This is a genomic window from Ruegeria sp. CDSC085, assembly GCF_059610465.1.
This window is the reverse complement of the sequence record NZ_JBXWNR010000022.1, coordinates 40,744-54,595: the sequence shown is the minus strand read 5'-3', so window position 1 is coordinate 54,595 and position 13,852 is coordinate 40,744. Positions and strand designations below refer to the sequence as shown.

General features: G+C 55.2%; 27 protein-coding genes. 6 read left to right on the top strand and 21 right to left on the bottom strand.

Going from position 1 to position 13,852, the window contains the following annotated elements; all coding sequences use genetic code 11:
- Window positions 1-114: 114 nt before the first annotated feature.
- The 5 genes from AC2FJB_RS20510 to AC2FJB_RS20490 all read left to right on the top strand — a co-directional run bounded on the left by AC2FJB_RS20510 (window position 115) and on the right by AC2FJB_RS20490 (window position 2,711).
- On the top strand, window positions 115-594 hold the full coding sequence (locus AC2FJB_RS20510; protein WP_496685442.1) for a hypothetical protein: 480 nt from the start codon (window positions 115-117) through the stop codon (window positions 592-594).
- 151 nt (window positions 595-745) lie between these two features.
- The gene (gene rpsJ / locus AC2FJB_RS20505; RefSeq protein ID WP_008756422.1) at window positions 746-1,060 is read left to right on the top strand and encodes a 30S ribosomal protein S10; all 315 of its coding nucleotides are present in this window, start codon (window positions 746-748) and stop codon (window positions 1,058-1,060) included.
- An 18-nt stretch (window positions 1,061-1,078) separates the two neighbouring features.
- Window positions 1,079-1,804, top strand: coding sequence for a 50S ribosomal protein L3 (gene rplC, locus AC2FJB_RS20500; protein WP_117872221.1), 726 nt, complete (start codon window positions 1,079-1,081; stop codon window positions 1,802-1,804).
- A complete protein-coding gene (gene rplD, locus AC2FJB_RS20495; protein WP_010437039.1) occupies window positions 1,801-2,418 on the top strand; it encodes a 50S ribosomal protein L4 in 618 nt (205 codons plus the stop codon). The genes rplC and rplD overlap by 4 nt, the downstream gene beginning before the upstream one ends.
- Complete coding sequence (locus tag AC2FJB_RS20490; RefSeq protein WP_008757532.1) at window positions 2,415-2,711, top strand: 50S ribosomal protein L23; 297 nt, start codon at window positions 2,415-2,417, stop codon at window positions 2,709-2,711. The genes rplD and AC2FJB_RS20490 overlap by 4 nt, the downstream gene beginning before the upstream one ends.
- A gap of 546 nt (window positions 2,712-3,257) precedes the next feature.
- Here the strand turns inward: AC2FJB_RS20490 and AC2FJB_RS20485 are convergent.
- The 3 genes from AC2FJB_RS20485 to AC2FJB_RS20475 all read right to left on the bottom strand — a co-directional run bounded on the left by AC2FJB_RS20485 (window position 3,258) and on the right by AC2FJB_RS20475 (window position 4,488).
- Complete coding sequence (locus AC2FJB_RS20485; RefSeq protein ID WP_117872223.1) at window positions 3,258-3,470, bottom strand: DUF1127 domain-containing protein; 213 nt, start codon at window positions 3,468-3,470, stop codon at window positions 3,258-3,260.
- 166 nt (window positions 3,471-3,636) lie between these two features.
- On the bottom strand, window positions 3,637-4,098 hold the full coding sequence (locus tag AC2FJB_RS20480) for a hypothetical protein (RefSeq protein WP_496676255.1): 462 nt from the start codon (window positions 4,096-4,098) through the stop codon (window positions 3,637-3,639).
- Between the two features lie 21 nt (window positions 4,099-4,119).
- Window positions 4,120-4,488, bottom strand: a complete 369-nt coding sequence (locus AC2FJB_RS20475) for an antibiotic biosynthesis monooxygenase family protein (protein ID WP_496720408.1) — start codon at window positions 4,486-4,488, stop codon at window positions 4,120-4,122.
- 77 nt (window positions 4,489-4,565) lie between these two features.
- Here AC2FJB_RS20475 and AC2FJB_RS20470 point away from each other — a divergent pair, with 77 nt between their 5' ends.
- Complete coding sequence (locus AC2FJB_RS20470; RefSeq protein WP_496720407.1) at window positions 4,566-4,997, top strand: MarR family winged helix-turn-helix transcriptional regulator; 432 nt, start codon at window positions 4,566-4,568, stop codon at window positions 4,995-4,997.
- Between the two features lie 134 nt (window positions 4,998-5,131).
- On the opposite strand, the gene AC2FJB_RS20465 is transcribed toward AC2FJB_RS20470, so the two are convergent.
- The 18 genes from AC2FJB_RS20465 to rpsS all read right to left on the bottom strand — a co-directional run bounded on the left by AC2FJB_RS20465 (window position 5,132) and on the right by rpsS (window position 13,851).
- Window positions 5,132-5,515, bottom strand: a complete 384-nt coding sequence (locus tag AC2FJB_RS20465; protein WP_496720406.1) for a hypothetical protein — start codon at window positions 5,513-5,515, stop codon at window positions 5,132-5,134.
- Between the two features lie 118 nt (window positions 5,516-5,633).
- Entirely contained in the window at window positions 5,634-5,822 is a 189-nt protein-coding gene (rpmD, locus tag AC2FJB_RS20460) for a 50S ribosomal protein L30 (protein WP_008757946.1), read from the bottom strand.
- Between the two features lie 12 nt (window positions 5,823-5,834).
- Window positions 5,835-6,404, bottom strand: coding sequence for a 30S ribosomal protein S5 (gene rpsE, locus AC2FJB_RS20455; RefSeq protein WP_299901321.1), 570 nt, complete (start codon window positions 6,402-6,404; stop codon window positions 5,835-5,837).
- A 114-nt stretch (window positions 6,405-6,518) separates the two neighbouring features.
- Complete coding sequence (gene rplR, locus AC2FJB_RS20450; protein ID WP_010437103.1) at window positions 6,519-6,878, bottom strand: 50S ribosomal protein L18; 360 nt, start codon at window positions 6,876-6,878, stop codon at window positions 6,519-6,521.
- A gap of 11 nt (window positions 6,879-6,889) precedes the next feature.
- Complete coding sequence (rplF, locus tag AC2FJB_RS20445) at window positions 6,890-7,423, bottom strand: 50S ribosomal protein L6 (RefSeq protein WP_299642772.1); 534 nt, start codon at window positions 7,421-7,423, stop codon at window positions 6,890-6,892.
- Between the two features lie 11 nt (window positions 7,424-7,434).
- Entirely contained in the window at window positions 7,435-7,827 is a 393-nt protein-coding gene (rpsH, locus tag AC2FJB_RS20440) for a 30S ribosomal protein S8 (protein ID WP_010437099.1), read from the bottom strand.
- A 13-nt stretch (window positions 7,828-7,840) separates the two neighbouring features.
- The gene (gene rpsN, locus AC2FJB_RS20435) at window positions 7,841-8,146 is read right to left on the bottom strand and encodes a 30S ribosomal protein S14 (protein ID WP_010437098.1); all 306 of its coding nucleotides are present in this window, start codon (window positions 8,144-8,146) and stop codon (window positions 7,841-7,843) included.
- Between the two features lie 19 nt (window positions 8,147-8,165).
- Window positions 8,166-8,726 (bottom strand): 50S ribosomal protein L5, encoded by a 561-nt coding sequence (gene rplE / locus AC2FJB_RS20430; protein ID WP_050605834.1) that lies wholly within the window; start codon window positions 8,724-8,726, stop codon window positions 8,166-8,168.
- Window positions 8,719-9,030, bottom strand: coding sequence for a 50S ribosomal protein L24 (rplX, locus tag AC2FJB_RS20425; protein WP_117872236.1), 312 nt, complete (start codon window positions 9,028-9,030; stop codon window positions 8,719-8,721). The genes rplE and rplX overlap by 8 nt, the downstream gene beginning before the upstream one ends.
- Before the next feature lie 2 nt (window positions 9,031-9,032).
- Window positions 9,033-9,401, bottom strand: a complete 369-nt coding sequence (rplN, locus tag AC2FJB_RS20420; protein WP_068340767.1) for a 50S ribosomal protein L14 — start codon at window positions 9,399-9,401, stop codon at window positions 9,033-9,035.
- Between the two features lie 76 nt (window positions 9,402-9,477).
- Window positions 9,478-9,708 carry a 30S ribosomal protein S17 gene (gene rpsQ, locus AC2FJB_RS20415; protein WP_039538279.1) on the bottom strand — a complete coding sequence of 77 codons (231 nt, stop codon included), beginning with the start codon at window positions 9,706-9,708 and terminating at the stop codon, window positions 9,478-9,480.
- A gap of 4 nt (window positions 9,709-9,712) precedes the next feature.
- Window positions 9,713-9,919 carry a 50S ribosomal protein L29 gene (rpmC, locus tag AC2FJB_RS20410; RefSeq protein ID WP_010437082.1) on the bottom strand — a complete coding sequence of 69 codons (207 nt, stop codon included), beginning with the start codon at window positions 9,917-9,919 and terminating at the stop codon, window positions 9,713-9,715.
- A gap of 813 nt (window positions 9,920-10,732) precedes the next feature.
- Window positions 10,733-10,939, bottom strand: coding sequence for a cold-shock protein (locus AC2FJB_RS20405; RefSeq protein WP_010437077.1), 207 nt, complete (start codon window positions 10,937-10,939; stop codon window positions 10,733-10,735).
- A gap of 256 nt (window positions 10,940-11,195) precedes the next feature.
- Entirely contained in the window at window positions 11,196-11,816 is a 621-nt protein-coding gene (locus AC2FJB_RS20400) for a 2OG-Fe(II) oxygenase family protein (RefSeq protein ID WP_299901337.1), read from the bottom strand.
- Window positions 11,817-12,052: 236 nt separating this feature from the next.
- Window positions 12,053-12,466 (bottom strand): 50S ribosomal protein L16, encoded by a 414-nt coding sequence (rplP, locus tag AC2FJB_RS20395; RefSeq protein WP_117872242.1) that lies wholly within the window; start codon window positions 12,464-12,466, stop codon window positions 12,053-12,055.
- Between the two features lie 12 nt (window positions 12,467-12,478).
- A complete protein-coding gene (gene rpsC, locus AC2FJB_RS20390; protein ID WP_117872244.1) occupies window positions 12,479-13,189 on the bottom strand; it encodes a 30S ribosomal protein S3 in 711 nt (236 codons plus the stop codon).
- On the bottom strand, window positions 13,189-13,569 hold the full coding sequence (gene rplV / locus AC2FJB_RS20385; RefSeq protein WP_039538267.1) for a 50S ribosomal protein L22: 381 nt from the start codon (window positions 13,567-13,569) through the stop codon (window positions 13,189-13,191). The genes rpsC and rplV overlap by 1 nt, the downstream gene beginning before the upstream one ends.
- A gap of 3 nt (window positions 13,570-13,572) precedes the next feature.
- Window positions 13,573-13,851, bottom strand: a complete 279-nt coding sequence (rpsS, locus tag AC2FJB_RS20380) for a 30S ribosomal protein S19 (protein WP_005980699.1) — start codon at window positions 13,849-13,851, stop codon at window positions 13,573-13,575.
- Window position 13,852 lies beyond the last annotated feature (1 nt).

Sequence of the window (13,852 nt, the reverse complement as noted above, 5' to 3'; positions counted from 1 at the left end):
AATAATCGGTAGGCCGGGCTTCAGCCCGGCACATCGTTGAAACAAAGAAGGCCGCCCAAAATCGGGGCGGCCTTTTTCTTGTAATAAGTTACTTTACATTAAAAAGGTTTTCGTATGGCGAGTAGAGATCAGCTCTATGCAAAACTTGGAATTACTGCAGAAGCTGCGCAGCTTTTCGAAACCGCGCTCGGAACTGTTGTTCTGGCAAGCAAGGGACATAACAATAATTGGTATGTCGAGCAGGACCCGAAGGCGGCCGCAATGGCTCTAGAAACTATCGAATCCAGTACGTTGGGCAGAGTCTTGGCGATGTTAAAACAAGAATTGCGCTTTGAAGACGATCTAGTCACTAGTCAGTTCAAACGAGGCTTAATTGCGAGAAACAAGCTCTTTCATGGGTTTTTTGAACGCCACAACTTCAAGGTTCAATCCGAAGAGGGCCAGGACGATATGATCGCGGACTTAGAAGACTTGCATGAAGAGTTTTTTCGGTGTTGGAGGGTGGCTGAGGGTCTCGCGAATGCGCTTGCAGAAGTCGTCATCACTGAAGAGCAGTTTGAGAAGCACACTTCAAGTGAAAGTCCAAGTAAATAGGCCTTGCCAAACCCCATCAACCCCTGTAGATCGCGCGAGTTCTCTACAAGAACATCGAGGCGGGGTGATTCCCGCCTTTTGGGTTCGATGAGGGTTGGCGATGCGCGCTTGTCCTCCTCTCAACCTCAACGCCTGAAAAAAGGCTGTTATTATGCAAAGCCAAAACATCCGTATTCGGCTGAAGGCATTTGACTATCGCGTTCTGGATGCCAGCACGCAAGAGATCGTCAACACTGCCAAGCGGACCGGCGCGAACGTGCGCGGCCCGATCCCGCTGCCGAACAAGATCGAGAAGTTCACGGTTCTCCGTGGCCCTCACGTTGACAAGAAATCCCGCGACCAGTTCGAGATCCGCACGCACAAGCGTCTGCTCGACATCGTTGATCCGACCCCCCAGACCGTTGACGCGCTGATGAAGCTCGACCTCGCTGCTGGTGTGGACGTCGAGATCAAGCTGCAGTCGTAAGATCGGAGGGTATAGATTATGCGCTCTGGTATTATCGCAAAAAAAGTTGGCATGACCCGCCTGTTCATGGAAGACGGCAAGCAGATTCCTGTGACCGTTCTTCACCTGGACGGCCTGCAGGTCGTTGCACAGCGTACCGCTGACAAAGACGGTTACACCGCCGTTCAGCTGGGCGCAGGTGCTGCCAAGGCAAAACGCACTTCGAAGGCCATGCGCGGTCACTATGCCGCTGCAAAGGTCGAGCCCAAGCGTAAGCTGGCCGAGTTCCGCGTCTCCGAAGATGGCCTGATCGAAGTGGGCGCCGAGATTTCGGCAGAACACTTCCTGGAAGGTCAGAAAGTTGACGTTTCGGGTACTTCGATCGGTAAAGGCTTTGCCGGTGCAATGAAGCGCCACAACTTCGGTGGTCTTCGCGCCTCGCACGGTGTTTCGATTAGCCACCGTTCGCACGGTTCGACCGGTCAGTGTCAGGACCCGGGCAAGGTTTTCAAGGGCAAGAAGATGGCCGGTCACATGGGTGCTGCCCGTGTAACCACCCAGAACCTGGAAGTCGTCAAAACTGACGCCGACCGTGGTCTGGTCTTCATCAAAGGCGCCGTTCCCGGACCGAAATCGGGCTGGGTTACCGTCAAGGACGCCGTCAAGAAGAAAGCACCGGAAGGCCTGCCTTTCCCGGCTGCTGTGAAGTCGGCTGCAACCGAAGCACCTGCGGAAGAAGCTCCCGCGGAAGGTGGTGAAGCATGAAACTTGATGTAATCAAACTGGACGGCGGCAAAGCCGGCAACATCGAGCTGGATGCAGACCTGTTCGGCCTCGAGCCGCGCGCGGACATCCTGCACCGTGTGGTCCGTTGGCAGCGCAACAACGCGCAAGCCGGCACCCACAAGGTCAAAACCCGCTCGGAAACCAGCTACTCAACCAAGAAGATCTATCGCCAGAAGGGCACCGGTGGCGCACGCCATGGTGACCGTAATGCGCCGATCTTCCGTGGTGGTGGTATCTACAAAGGCCCCGTCGTGCGTTCGCACGGTCATGACCTGCCGAAGAAGTTCCGCAAGCTTGGCCTGCGCCACGCTCTATCGGCAAAAGCCAAAGCCGGTGAACTGGTTGTGATCGAAAACGCCGAAGCCGAAGGCAAGACTGCCGCTCTGGCCAAACAGGTTGCAAACCTGGGCTGGAAACGCGCTCTGGTCATCGACGGCGCGACTGTTAACGAAGGGTTCCTGAAAGCGTCCAAGAACATCGAGGGTCTGGATATCCTGCCTTCGATGGGCGCAAACGTCTATGACATCCTCAAGCGTGACACTCTGGTGCTCACCAAAGCGGCTGTCGAAGCACTGGAGGCTCGACTGAAATGAGCGCGAAGGCAGAACACTACGACGTGATCCGCAAGCCGATCATCACCGAAAAGTCGACCATGGCGTCCGAAAACGGCGCGGTTGTCTTTGAAGTGGCGATCGACAGCAACAAGCCGCAGATCAAAGAGGCCGTTGAGGCGCTGTTTGGTGTGAAGGTCAAGGCGGTGAACACAACCGTGACAAAAGGCAAGGTCAAGCGGTTCCGTGGCCAGCTGGGCCGTCGGAAAGACGTCAAGAAAGCATATGTGACCCTGGAAGAGGGTAACACCATCGACGTAAGCACCGGTCTCTGATCCGGCGCTTGCTGCGACTATTCACGGCCTCGGCGGTTCAACCCGCCGGGGCCGATTTCGTTTCAGGTACTGGAGCCGGGGTGAACGCTGCCCAGGACGATTCAGGTGGGCTGCGGCTGGACGGTTTGAAATGGGAAGGATCTGAACCGCCGGTGAGAGGCCGCAGGAGGGCCGTAGGTCGTTGGATCAAACCTTCCTCAGGTGACAGTAATATTCTACGTCGTGTGGCGCGTTTAAGGACGCTCGCGCTTGTCCTAAGGATCGTGGCAACAAAACTGATTGGCGCAGCCCAGGTTTCTGCCGAGATTGTTTCTTGGTAGTGTTTCCCAAGTGCTGCAGGGCCGCGCTGCAGCTTCAATCAACCCATTGCGTTGATTTTAGCGTCGTAGGGCGATGAAATGGTTGCAGCCGGAGAAGAAGGGCGTGCCGCATATGTTTTAGCGCTCAGGACGCCCCTGAGAGTCCTTCACATCGGGTGGGAGTCTGTTTCAGAAAGCAGAAAAGGCGCCGTATGGCGCCTTTGAGTTGGTTTGCAGGTATTTGCGGTTACGAGCAGTAAACGTGCTTGTGTGCAATATCCGCGATGTCGCAACGGCGAATGCCGATGTCATCCAGTTCGCGGTTGCTCAGGTGCTGCAACTCGGAATAGGTGCGCTGATACTCAGCCGCACGTGCACGCGCCGTTTTGATCCGTTCGATCATGTCCTTGATCCGGGTGCCGAAGTTGAAGCCGGTATGGGTCAGTGTTGCTGTTGTCATTTCTGTGTTCCTTTCTCAAATCAGGGCGAATTCCCCGACGTTTCCTTGTGTGTTCCTTGTTTGGACAAGGTTGAGATAGGTGTGTTTGGTATCGCTAACAACGGAACTTTTGGTCTAGCCGATATGCATCTATTGAATGGCTGTACATTTCGCTGGCCCATTGCAATCAAATGCTGCTTTCACTTCTTGCGCGCATTTTTTTGCGTGCAGTCATCGCCCGGCCGTCACGAATGCTGAGCCCCATCAGTGTCAGATTGGTTGCGCCAGCAATCAATTCGACGATCTGTACAGTATAGAAGCTGGTGTCAAAGGAGCCAGCGTTTGCCTTTGCGCTGAGGTAGATGGCGGCCGGAACCAGGATGAGCAACCCGTTCATCGCTATGATCGGCATCCGCTTCTTCTTGGCAAGCGCTGGCGCATCTTTGCGGCGGCGCCCAAGGGACATACCGGACGCGCCGACAATTATCATAGCAGGCACCAGAACAAAGAGACCGCTGACGATCATGGACTTTACAGCGGCGACGGTCGCATGGGTTGCAAACAACTCGCTGTACAAGGTGGAAGTCCAGAACACGAGGATTGTAAGAAATCCGATGACTCCGGCGATGGGGTGAATTGCTCTTAACATGGGGCTGCTCCGGTTATTATTTCAGGCGACGCAGTGGTTTTCGACTGCGAGTTTTCGAAGAAGATGTGGCCGGGCTACTGCGCTTGATGGATAGTCCGCAATCCGACGTTGGAACTCAGGATGGGTGAACGCGACGCGAAAGCTTTTGACGTCCTGCCAGATCGCGTAGTTCACAAAGGTTGAACTGCCCGCGATGCCCTGATGGAGCTGGGTGGAGATGTATCCTGGCTGGGACTTCATGAAATCTGCATCATGTGACCATGCCTCAAGCAGCGCTTTTTCGTCTTCCGCGTCCACCGTGAACAGGTTGATCAGCACCACCGGACCTTCTTCACTCTGCATCTGATCTGCCAAGGTGACGATTGTGTCCAATTCTTCGATATGAGCCATTTCTATTCCTCTTGTTTCATTCGCATAGCAAGCTATATAATATTGCATAGCATGCTATTCAAGTATAAATCTCGAACATGGACTTCGAAAAAGAGAACTCGGCCGGATATCTGGTCAATCACATGGCGCGATTGTTTGCTAAAGAGCTGCAGCAGCGCATTGCGCCTTTGGGCATCGTTGTGGGACAGTTCCCAGTCTTGCTGGAGCTTTGGCTCAAAGACGGGGTCACCCAAAAGGATCTGCTGGCCAAAATTGACGTCGAACAGGCGACTTTGGCCAACACGCTCAACCGAATGGAGCGCGACGGCCTGATTAAAAGAACAAAGAATCCCGCTGACGCCAGGGCGCAATTGATCTGGTTGACCGAGAAGGCCACCGCACTTCGAAACCGCTCCTATGAGGCCGCCCAGACCGTGAATGCTGATGCGCTACAGATATTGAACGAAGCTGAGCGCACGCAATTCATGAATTCCATGCGATTGGTAATCAACAGCATGCGTTCGGTTTGAGCGAACCCAAAGCAGCCCGAAAACTGAAAAGCGAATCTTTACATCCCCGGTTTTGTATAGGGAGTTCCATTTCCGTATTGGGTACACTTAGCCATACAAGACTGCTGTCTCACCCTGCATGTTGCCGAAAATACCTATTTTCGTATTTGGCCGACGTAGCGCTCTTTTTTCTCGTTTACTAAAACCAGCTTGCCGCCGTTCACAACATAAAGGTCAAAACGCGGTTTTTGGTATCCGATACACCGCATTCCGTTATCGTAGAATTTGTAGGTATTTGCTTTCCAAGTTTGTCCCTTACTTTTGTAGGAATAGGACCCATCGGCGAAATATGTTTCAGAGTCTTTGCCAGCGTATACGACTTTGTGCCCCCCAAGGTTCTTTTGCAGCCAAGCCGCATTCACTTTTTGGTCCCCGTCTGAGAAATTGCTTTTTGCTAGTTTTGGAGCCTTGCTAGGGCACGCTGCATGTGCAGTGACACCAATAACTGTCACGCAAATGGCGGTAAGGAATAGTCTCATCTTTTCTCACTCTTTAAACAAAATAGATCAAAACGATACTTAAATTGTACTTAAAGGCAAGAAAAAGCGCCCCTAACCGGCGTCAGAGGCGCTTCCAAAGTTTTTGAAGAAGGCGCGCTTAGCCGCGCTCTTCGATGATCTCAACCAGATGCGGGATCTTGTTGACCATGCCGCGGACCGAAGGAGTGTCTTCCAGCTCGCGGGTTTTGTGCATCTTGTTCAGGCCCAGACCGATCAAGGTCGCGCGCTGTTCTGCGGGGCGGCGGATCGGCGAGCCGATCTGCTTGACGACGATGGTTTTTGCCATGGGTCGCTCTCCTTATGCTTCTGCTTCAGCAGCAGCTGGTGCTTCGTCCCGCTTGGGCAGGATGTCAGCAACCTTTTTGCCACGACGCTGTGCAACCGAACGCGGGCTCTGCTCTTTGGTCAGGCCGTTGATGGTGGCGCGGATCATGTTATACGGGTTCTGCGAGCCCAGCGACTTGGACACAACGTCCTTTACGCCCAGCATTTCGAACACGGCACGCATCGGACCACCGGCGATGATACCGGTACCTTCAGGTGCGCTGCGCATAACCACTTTACCGGCGCCGTGACGGCCTTCGATATCGTGGTGCAGGGTCCGACCTTCGCGCAGTTGTACGCGGATCATCTGACGCTTGGCTTGCTCGGTCGCTTTGCGGATGGCTTCAGGTACTTCTTTCGCTTTACCTTTGCCAAAGCCGACGCGGCCTTTCTGATCGCCGACAACCACCAGAGCGGCGAAGCCAAAGCGCTTACCACCTTTTACGGTTTTCGACACGCGGTTGATCGCAACCAGACGATCTGCAAATTCCGGTGTTTCTTCACGGTCGCGGCCACGGCCCCGACGGTTTTCACGTTCTGCCATTTGGCATCCCTTTTCTCATATGGCGCTCTCGGCACCGTTTGTTCAATCCAAGTGGGCCCCGGCATTGCCAAGGCCCCCGGATCATCGGGGCGGATCGAAACCCGCCCGCAAGTCTTAGATCTTCAGACCACCTTCACGCGCAGCGTCGGCGACTGCCTTCACTTTGCCGTGGAACAGGAAGCCACCACGATCGAAATAGGCCTCTTCGACACCTGCCTTCTTGGCACGCTCTGCGATGGCCGCGCCCACTTTGGTGGCCGCTTCGACGTTGTTCTTGCCAACAACACCCAGATCCTTTTCCAGGGTCGAGGCCGAGGCAAGGGTCACGCCACGTACGTCGTCGATCAGCTGAACAGAGATGTTCTTGTTCGAACGGTGTACGGACAGGCGCGGACGACCCGCGTTGACCTTGCGAAGTTTGTTCCGAACGCGCAGGCGGCGCTTCAGAAACAGGGTTCTTTTGCTGTTTGCCATTGTTTGCGTCCTTACTTCTTCTTGCCTTCCTTGCGGAAGATGAACTCGCCCTTATAGCGGATGCCCTTGCCTTTGTAAGGCTCGGGGCGGCGCCACTCGCGGATTTTGGCCGCAGTTTCGCCCACCAGCTGCTGGTCGATACCTTCCACAACGATCTCGGTCTGCTTCGGCGCGGTGATGGTGACACCTTCCGGAGCTGTGAAATCAACATCGTGGCTGTAGCCCAGGTTCAGCTTCAGGGTGTTGCCCTGCATCTGAGCCCGGTAACCAACACCCTGGATCTCCAGCTCTTTCTTGAAGCCGTTGGTTACGCCTTCAACAAGATTGGCAACCATAGTGCGGCTCATGCCCCACTGCTGGCGCGCGCGCTTGGACATCCCACGAGGGTTGATCTGCACAACGTTGTCTTCGACCGAAAGCGTTACATCATCAGTCGCGGTGAAGCTGCGGGTGCCTTTCGGACCTTTGACTTCGATGGTCTGACCCGACACAGAGGCGGAAACGCCGCTGGGCAGCTCGACCGGTTTTTTACCAATACGAGACATTGCAGACCTCCTTAGAAGACGGTGCAGAGCACTTCGCCGCCAACATTGTTGGAGCGAGCGTTTGCGTCCGACATCACACCTTTCGGAGTGCTGACAATCGACACACCCAGACCCTGACGGACCTGCGGGATGTCATTGACGCCCATGTATACGCGGCGACCGGGCTTCGAGACCCGCTTCAGTTCGCGAATGACAGGGGTGCCTTCGTAGTATTTCAGGCTGATTTCGATGGCCGGATGACCGTTTTCACCGGTCGTCGCTTCGTAGCCACGGATATAACCTTCGTCCGCCAGCACGTCCAGAACCCAACCACGCAGCTTGGAAGCTGGGGTGGAAACGGTGGACTTGCCGCGCATTTGCGCGTTGCGGATACGGGTGAGCATATCGCCGATAGGATCGTTCATATCTATGTCTCCCTTACCAGCTCGATTTCACCATGCCGGGGATCTGACCAGCAGAACCCAGCTCGCGCAGCGCGATACGGCTGACCTTCAGCTTACGGTAGTAAGCGTGAGGACGACCGGTCAGCTGACAACGGTTGTGCAGACGAGTAGCCGAGCTGTTGCGCGGCAGTTTCGCCAGTTTCAGACGCGCTTTGAAGCGCTCTTCCATCGGCTTGCTCTCGTCATTCGCGATTTCTTTCAGCTCGGCACGCTTTGCGGCATATTTGGCCACCAGGCGTTCGCGCTTCTTCTCGCGTTCGATCATTGCTTTTTTAGCCATGTCTCAATCCTCCCGGCGCTTACGCGTTGAACGGCATGTTGAAAGCTTTCAACAATGCCTTTGCTTCAGCGTCGGTTTTCGCTGTGGTGGCAATTACGATATCCAGGCCCCAGACCTCGTCGACCTTGTCGAAGTCGATTTCCGGGAACACGATGTGCTCTTTCATGCCCATGGCAAAGTTGCCCTGACCATCGAAAGAAGGCTTAACACCGCGGAAGTCACGAACGCGCGGCAGCGCGATGGTGATCAGACGATCCAGGAATTCGTACATCCGGTCACCGCGGAGGGTCACTTTCGTGCCCAGCGGCATGTCTTCACGGACGCGGAATCCCGCGATCGACTTCTTCGCCTTGGTTGCAACGGCCTTTTGACCGGCAATCGCAGTCAGATCCTCGACAGCAGCTTTCGCTTTCTTCGAGTCTTTGACGGCCTCAGCACCACAACCGATGTTCAGAACGATTTTTTCCAGCTTGGGCAGCTGCATATCGTTCTTGTATCCGAACTCTTCTTTCAGAGCGGCACGGATGGTTTCGGCGTACTGAGCTTTCAGACGCGGGGTGTAGGTTGCGTTATCAAGCATCGATCACGTCCCCTGTGGTCTTGGCGAAGCGGACCTTCTTGTCACCTTCCATGCGGAAGCCAACACGGGTTGCTTTGCCGTTCTTGTCCAGCAGTGCCAGGTTCGACAGCTCGATCGGGTTTGCCTGAGGCAGGCGACCACCTTGCGAGTTCTGCGACTGACGGGTGTGGCGGATGGCGATGTTGATGCCATCAACAACAGCTTTACCGGCGGATGGATCAACCGAGGTAATAGTCCCCTCTTTGCCCTTGTCCTTGCCGGCCAGCACGACGACCTTGTCGCCTTTGCGGAGTTTAGCAGCCATGATTACAGCACCTCCGGAGCCAGCGAGATGATTTTCATGAAGTTCTTGCCGCGCAGTTCACGGACAACGGGGCCAAAGATACGGGTACCGATCGGCTCATTGTTGTTGTTCAGGATGACGGCGGCGTTGCGATCAAAACGGATCGCGGTGCCGTCTTCGCGACGGACTTCCTTGGCGGTGCGTACGACGACGGCCTTGCGGACGTCACCTTTCTTTACGCGGCCGCGTGGGATGGCTTCCTTCACCGAGACGACAATGACGTCGCCGACGGAGGCGTATTTACGCTTGGAACCACCCAGGACCTTGATGCACTGAACTCGGCGTGCGCCGGAGTTGTCAGCGACATCCAGATTGGTCTGCATCTGGATCATGTGGTTTCTCCCGACCTGTGGGGGCTGGTCTGGTTAGATCCCCCAGGGTTTCGACAAATGGAAAAATCCTGAAAGCTTACGCTTCCAGAACTTCCCAACGTTTCGTCTTCGATTTCGGCGCGCATTCGATGATGCGTACGGTGTCGCCGACCTTGAAGGCGTTCTTTTCGTCATGAGCCCGGTACTTCTTGGACTTACGAACGGTTTTATGCAGCAGCGGGTGCTTGAAACGGCGTTCAACCGAAACAGTCACGGTTTGCTCGTTGGCGTCGCTGGTTACGATTCCGGACAGGATACGCTTGGGCATAGGATTACTCCTCCGATGCCGCAGCAGCGGCCTTTTCGTTCAGAATGGTTTTGACGCGGGCGGCATTGCGGCGGGCCGCTTTGATACCAGCAGTGTTTTCCAGCTGACCGGTTGCCTGTTGAAAGCGCAGGTTAAAGCTTTCTTTCTTCAGGTTGGCCAGTTCCTCGCGGAGCTGGTCCGGGGTCTTGTCACGCAGTTCTTGGGCGTTCATCGCCTTTTTCCTTTGCTCAAAACACCAGAAGGCCCCGTACACGGGTCACCTTTGACCTGGTGGATGAATGATAGACATACGAATCCCCCGACTCAGCCGGGGGAACGCAAGATGCCGCTCTATAGGGGGTTCAGCAGTGGGTGGCAAGAGGAAGTTTGGCGGGTGTGTGAGCGTGGGCATTCGCCCACTACTTTCTGTGACCCACTTTAGCCATAACCCGAGTAATGATTCCTTCAAAATGCCAGGCATCTGGAAGGCGTGGCAACCACAATCTAGTGTCCGCACCCCATCAACATCAAAGCAGAACGTGACCCACGGATTCTGTCGATGTCACTCAAACGCGCCTCGCCGATTACACCACCCGCATCCAACACGAGAACTCTTTGCGTAGTGATGACGTAATAGGTTCTTCGAAAAGCGAAATGAATAACAAGCCATGGAAACATCATTAGTGTCGGCGCGAAAATCAAAATCAAAATCGCATCCGTAAGCGTTGGTAGAACGCATGCTTTGACCGCGTAGACGGCTTGCTTATCCTGATTCAACAAAATCGGTGACACCAAACTTGCGTGCAATACGCCACCTGTCCTCAAATAGTAAATACTTATAGCTCCTTCCCTTTTTCACGCTTTATCGATGAGGTCGCAAGCTGGTATTCCATTCAGCTACCTAGTCAATTGGCAACAAGTGTCTGCAACCGCTGTTTTAGAGTGGAGTAGCGGCGTAGTTGAGTACGGCCCGATTTCCCCACAAACACAAAACGCGGCCTCGTTTGCACGAGACCGCGTCTTCAACTGTCTAAGTCTGTGTGACTTACGCCAGAGCGATGTTCACAGCCGACTCACGACCGTCACGGCCGGGTTCGATGTCGAATGTTACTTTCTGGTCGTCAGCCAGGCCAGTCAGACCCGAGCGCTCAACAGCAGAGATGTGTACAAACACGTCTTTGCCACCGGTCTCCGGTGCGATGAAGCCAAAACCTTTAGTTGTGTTGAACCATTTTACGGTGCCATTGGCCATATCCGTAGTCTCCTAATAAATTGCTGTCCGCGGAATTGCGACAGCGCGGCGTAGTCGGTCTGGATCGAGAGACTGAACGCCGAATAACGGGAGACAGTGGTCGAAATAGAAAAACGTATGCGTGGTTCACATGGGCCATGTTGGCGCATATTGCAAGGTCTATCGGTAACTTCTTGTGAATCGTGACCGGAATGGGCACCGTCCGTTCGTCTCGCAATCGCTTCACTGGGGTGACCCGTGTGTCATGAACCGGGGCTCACTCCCACTTGTAGTTGAAGCTGACGCTGATCCGCTCATCCTCGGCCATGTTCATCGGCACCTCGTGGCGCAGCCAGCTTTCCCAGAGCAGGACGTCTCCGACGTGTGGTTTCAAATAAATGAAGGGTTGCAGGTCACGCCGCCCGTCTTTGAGCCGTGTCGGTGCGGCCATCATGCGGCCTGAACGCGGATCTTCCAGTTTCAGCGCACTGGCCCCTTCGGGCATTGCCACGTAGGTCGTACCCGAAATGACGCTGTGCGGGTGCAGGTGGCTGGAATGCATCCCGCCCTCGGGCAGGATGTTGATCCACAGGTCCTCCAGCTTAAGCTCTCCTTCGCCCAAGTCGAACTCCAGGTCTTTGGCAAAGGCAGCCACATGTTGGTCCAGTACTTTGACGAGATCGGCGAATATCGGAAACCGCCACGGCAAGTCGGTCAGTGACGCATAGCTGGTATAGCCGGGATAACCATTCTGTTCGCACCAATTCTGTCCGGCCTCGTCATCCTCGGCAATGACAAGGCAAGAGTTTTCCAACTCTTCCGCGTCGATTTTCGGATCGAATTCGGACAAGGAGGCGCGGTATAGGCGGGTGACGAAAAGCGATTCAATCTGTGGCATGGGCTCTCTCTTAGACCAGTGATGTGCGGAAGGCGATGGGGGATTTGCGAGGCTCTGCCTCGCGCTCCGGGATATTGTGGGCCAGATGAAGAACGGACCCGCGCTTTGTCTGTTTCAAGGCGCCACGGGGGAGGTGCGGCTTATGTCGATTGTGGGTAGGTCCTTCAAAGAAAAACCCCCGCCGGTTTCCCGACGAGGGTCAAACTTGTCACGACTGGGGTCGAAACCCCAAGCGCTTACCAGTCTTCGCGAACCACGACGCGGGTCTTGATCGGCAGCTTCATCGCGGCCAGGCGCAGGGCCTCACGGGCGATGTCGTCATTGACGCCGTCGATCTCGAACATCACGCGACCGGGCTTGACCTTGCAAACCCAGCGGTCGACCGAACCCTTACCTTTACCCATACGAACTTCGATCGGCTTTGCAGTGACCGGAGTATCGGGGAAGATACGGATCCAGACACGACCCTGACGTTTCATGTGACGGGTCATGGCACGACGTGCAGCTTCGATCTGACGCGCGGTGACGCGCTCGGGCTGCAGAGCTTTCAGACCGTAAGTGCCAAAGTTCAGATCAGAGCCGCCCTTGGCTTCACCCTTGATCCGGCCTTTGTGCATCTTGCGGAATTTAGTACGCTTTGGTTGAAGCATATCTTTCCCTCCTTAGCGACGACCGCCACCAGCACCACGAGGTGCAGGGCCGTCCTGGAGTTCCTGTGCTTTACGGTCACGTGCCTGCGGATCGTGCTCCATGATCTCACCTTTGAAGATCCAGACCTTGATCCCGATGATCCCGTAGGGGGTCATCGCTTCGGCATGTGCGTAATCGATGTCGGCACGCAGGGTGTGCAGAGGCACGCGGCCTTCGCGGTACCATTCGGTCCGTGCGATTTCGGCGCCGCCCAGACGGCCAGCGACGTTCACCCGGATACCCAGGGCACCCATGCGCATGGCATTCTGAACCGAGCGCTTCATAGCGCGACGGAACGAAACACGACGCTCCAGCTGCTGAGCGATGGACTCGGCAACCAGCTGCGCGTCAAGCTCGGGCTTGCGCACTTCGACGATGTTCAGGTGCAGTTCGCTGTCGGTCATACCAGCAAGCTTCTTGCGCAGAACTTCGATGTCCGCGCCTTTCTTGCCGATGATGACGCCCGGACGTGCGGTGTGGATCGTGACGCGGCACTTCTTGTGCGGACGTTCGATGATCACACGTGCAACACCGGCTTGTTTGCACTCTTTCTGAATGAACTCACGGATCTTGATGTCTTCCAGCAGAAGATCACCGTAATCCTTGGTGTCAGCGTACCAGCGACTGTCCCAGGTGCGGTTGACCTGAAGGCGCATGCCGATCGGATTGACTTTATGTCCCATTAGGCTTGCTCCTCAACTTGACGCACCTTGATGGTGATCTCCGAGAACGGCTTCATGATTTTGCCGAAACGGCCACGGGCACGCGGACGACCGCGCTTCATGACCAGGTTTTTGCCAACCCATGCTTCGGCGACGATCAGCTCGTCAACGTCCAGGTTGTGGTTGTTCTCGGCGTTCGCGATTGCGGACTGCAGGCACTTCTTGACGTCCTGCGCGACACGCTTGTTCGAGAAAGTCAGGTCGGTCAGAGCCTTCTCGACTTTCTTGCCGCGGATCATTTGCGCAACCAGGTTCAGTTTCTGCGGGCTGGTGCGAAGCATGCGCGTTTTCGCCATTGCTTCGTTTTCAGCCACGCGGCGGGGGTTCTTTTCCTTGCCCATGACTTACTTCCGCTTCGCTTTTTTGTCAGCGGCGTGACCGTAATAGGTACGAGTTGGCGAGTATTCACCGAACTTCTGACCAATCATGTCTTCCGAGACGTTGACGGGAATGTGCTTCTGGCCGTTGTAAACACCAAAGGTCAGACCCACGAACTGGGGCAGAATGGTGGAACGACGCGACCAGATCTTGATGACTTCGTTGCGGCCCGACTCGCGCGCTGCTTCGGCTTTTTTCAGCACATAAGCATCGACGAAAGGACCCTTCCAAACAGAGCGAGACATA

Coding starts and splice junctions, on each gene's coding strand:
- rpsH (WP_010437099.1), bottom strand. CDS start 7,827: ATGAACGATCCTATCGGCGATATGCTCACCCGTATCCGCAACGCGCAA.
- AC2FJB_RS20475 (WP_496720408.1), bottom strand. CDS start 4,488: ATGGCTCATATCGAAGAATTGGACACAATCGTCACCTTGGCAGATCAG.
- rpmC (WP_010437082.1), bottom strand. CDS start 9,919: ATGAACGCCCAAGAACTGCGTGACAAGACCCCGGACCAGCTCCGCGAG.
- AC2FJB_RS20470 (WP_496720407.1), top strand. CDS start 4,566: ATGGACTTCGAAAAAGAGAACTCGGCCGGATATCTGGTCAATCACATG.
- rpsN (WP_010437098.1), bottom strand. CDS start 8,146: ATGGCTAAAAAAGCAATGATCGAACGCGAGAAGAAGCGCGAACGCCTG.
- rpmD (WP_008757946.1), bottom strand. CDS start 5,822: ATGGCAAAAACCATCGTCGTCAAGCAGATCGGCTCGCCGATCCGCCGC.
- AC2FJB_RS20490 (WP_008757532.1), top strand. CDS start 2,415: ATGAGCGCGAAGGCAGAACACTACGACGTGATCCGCAAGCCGATCATC.
- AC2FJB_RS20510 (WP_496685442.1), top strand. CDS start 115: ATGGCGAGTAGAGATCAGCTCTATGCAAAACTTGGAATTACTGCAGAA.
- AC2FJB_RS20485 (WP_117872223.1), bottom strand. CDS start 3,470: ATGACAACAGCAACACTGACCCATACCGGCTTCAACTTCGGCACCCGG.
- rplR (WP_010437103.1), bottom strand. CDS start 6,878: ATGGCAAACAGCAAAAGAACCCTGTTTCTGAAGCGCCGCCTGCGCGTT.
- rplX (WP_117872236.1), bottom strand. CDS start 9,030: ATGGCTGCTAAACTCCGCAAAGGCGACAAGGTCGTCGTGCTGGCCGGC.
- rplE (WP_050605834.1), bottom strand. CDS start 8,726: ATGCTTGATAACGCAACCTACACCCCGCGTCTGAAAGCTCAGTACGCC.
- rplN (WP_068340767.1), bottom strand. CDS start 9,401: ATGATCCAGATGCAGACCAATCTGGATGTCGCTGACAACTCCGGCGCA.
- rplD (WP_010437039.1), top strand. CDS start 1,801: ATGAAACTTGATGTAATCAAACTGGACGGCGGCAAAGCCGGCAACATC.
- rpsS (WP_005980699.1), bottom strand. CDS start 13,851: ATGTCTCGCTCTGTTTGGAAGGGTCCTTTCGTCGATGCTTATGTGCTG.
- rplC (WP_117872221.1), top strand. CDS start 1,079: ATGCGCTCTGGTATTATCGCAAAAAAAGTTGGCATGACCCGCCTGTTC.
- rplF (WP_299642772.1), bottom strand. CDS start 7,423: ATGTCTCGTATTGGTAAAAAACCGGTCGAGCTGCCCAGCGGCGTTTCC.
- AC2FJB_RS20465 (WP_496720406.1), bottom strand. CDS start 5,515: ATGAGACTATTCCTTACCGCCATTTGCGTGACAGTTATTGGTGTCACT.
- rpsE (WP_299901321.1), bottom strand. CDS start 6,404: ATGGCAGAACGTGAAAACCGTCGGGGCCGTGGCCGCGACCGTGAAGAA.
- rpsJ (WP_008756422.1), top strand. CDS start 746: ATGCAAAGCCAAAACATCCGTATTCGGCTGAAGGCATTTGACTATCGC.
- rpsC (WP_117872244.1), bottom strand. CDS start 13,189: ATGGGACATAAAGTCAATCCGATCGGCATGCGCCTTCAGGTCAACCGC.
- AC2FJB_RS20480 (WP_496676255.1), bottom strand. CDS start 4,098: ATGTTAAGAGCAATTCACCCCATCGCCGGAGTCATCGGATTTCTTACA.
- rpsQ (WP_039538279.1), bottom strand. CDS start 9,708: ATGCCCAAGCGTATCCTGTCCGGAATCGTAACCAGCGACGCCAACGAG.
- AC2FJB_RS20400 (WP_299901337.1), bottom strand. CDS start 11,816: ATGCCACAGATTGAATCGCTTTTCGTCACCCGCCTATACCGCGCCTCC.
- rplV (WP_039538267.1), bottom strand. CDS start 13,569: ATGGGCAAGGAAAAGAACCCCCGCCGCGTGGCTGAAAACGAAGCAATG.
- AC2FJB_RS20405 (WP_010437077.1), bottom strand. CDS start 10,939: ATGGCCAATGGCACCGTAAAATGGTTCAACACAACTAAAGGTTTTGGC.
- rplP (WP_117872242.1), bottom strand. CDS start 12,466: ATGCTTCAACCAAAGCGTACTAAATTCCGCAAGATGCACAAAGGCCGG.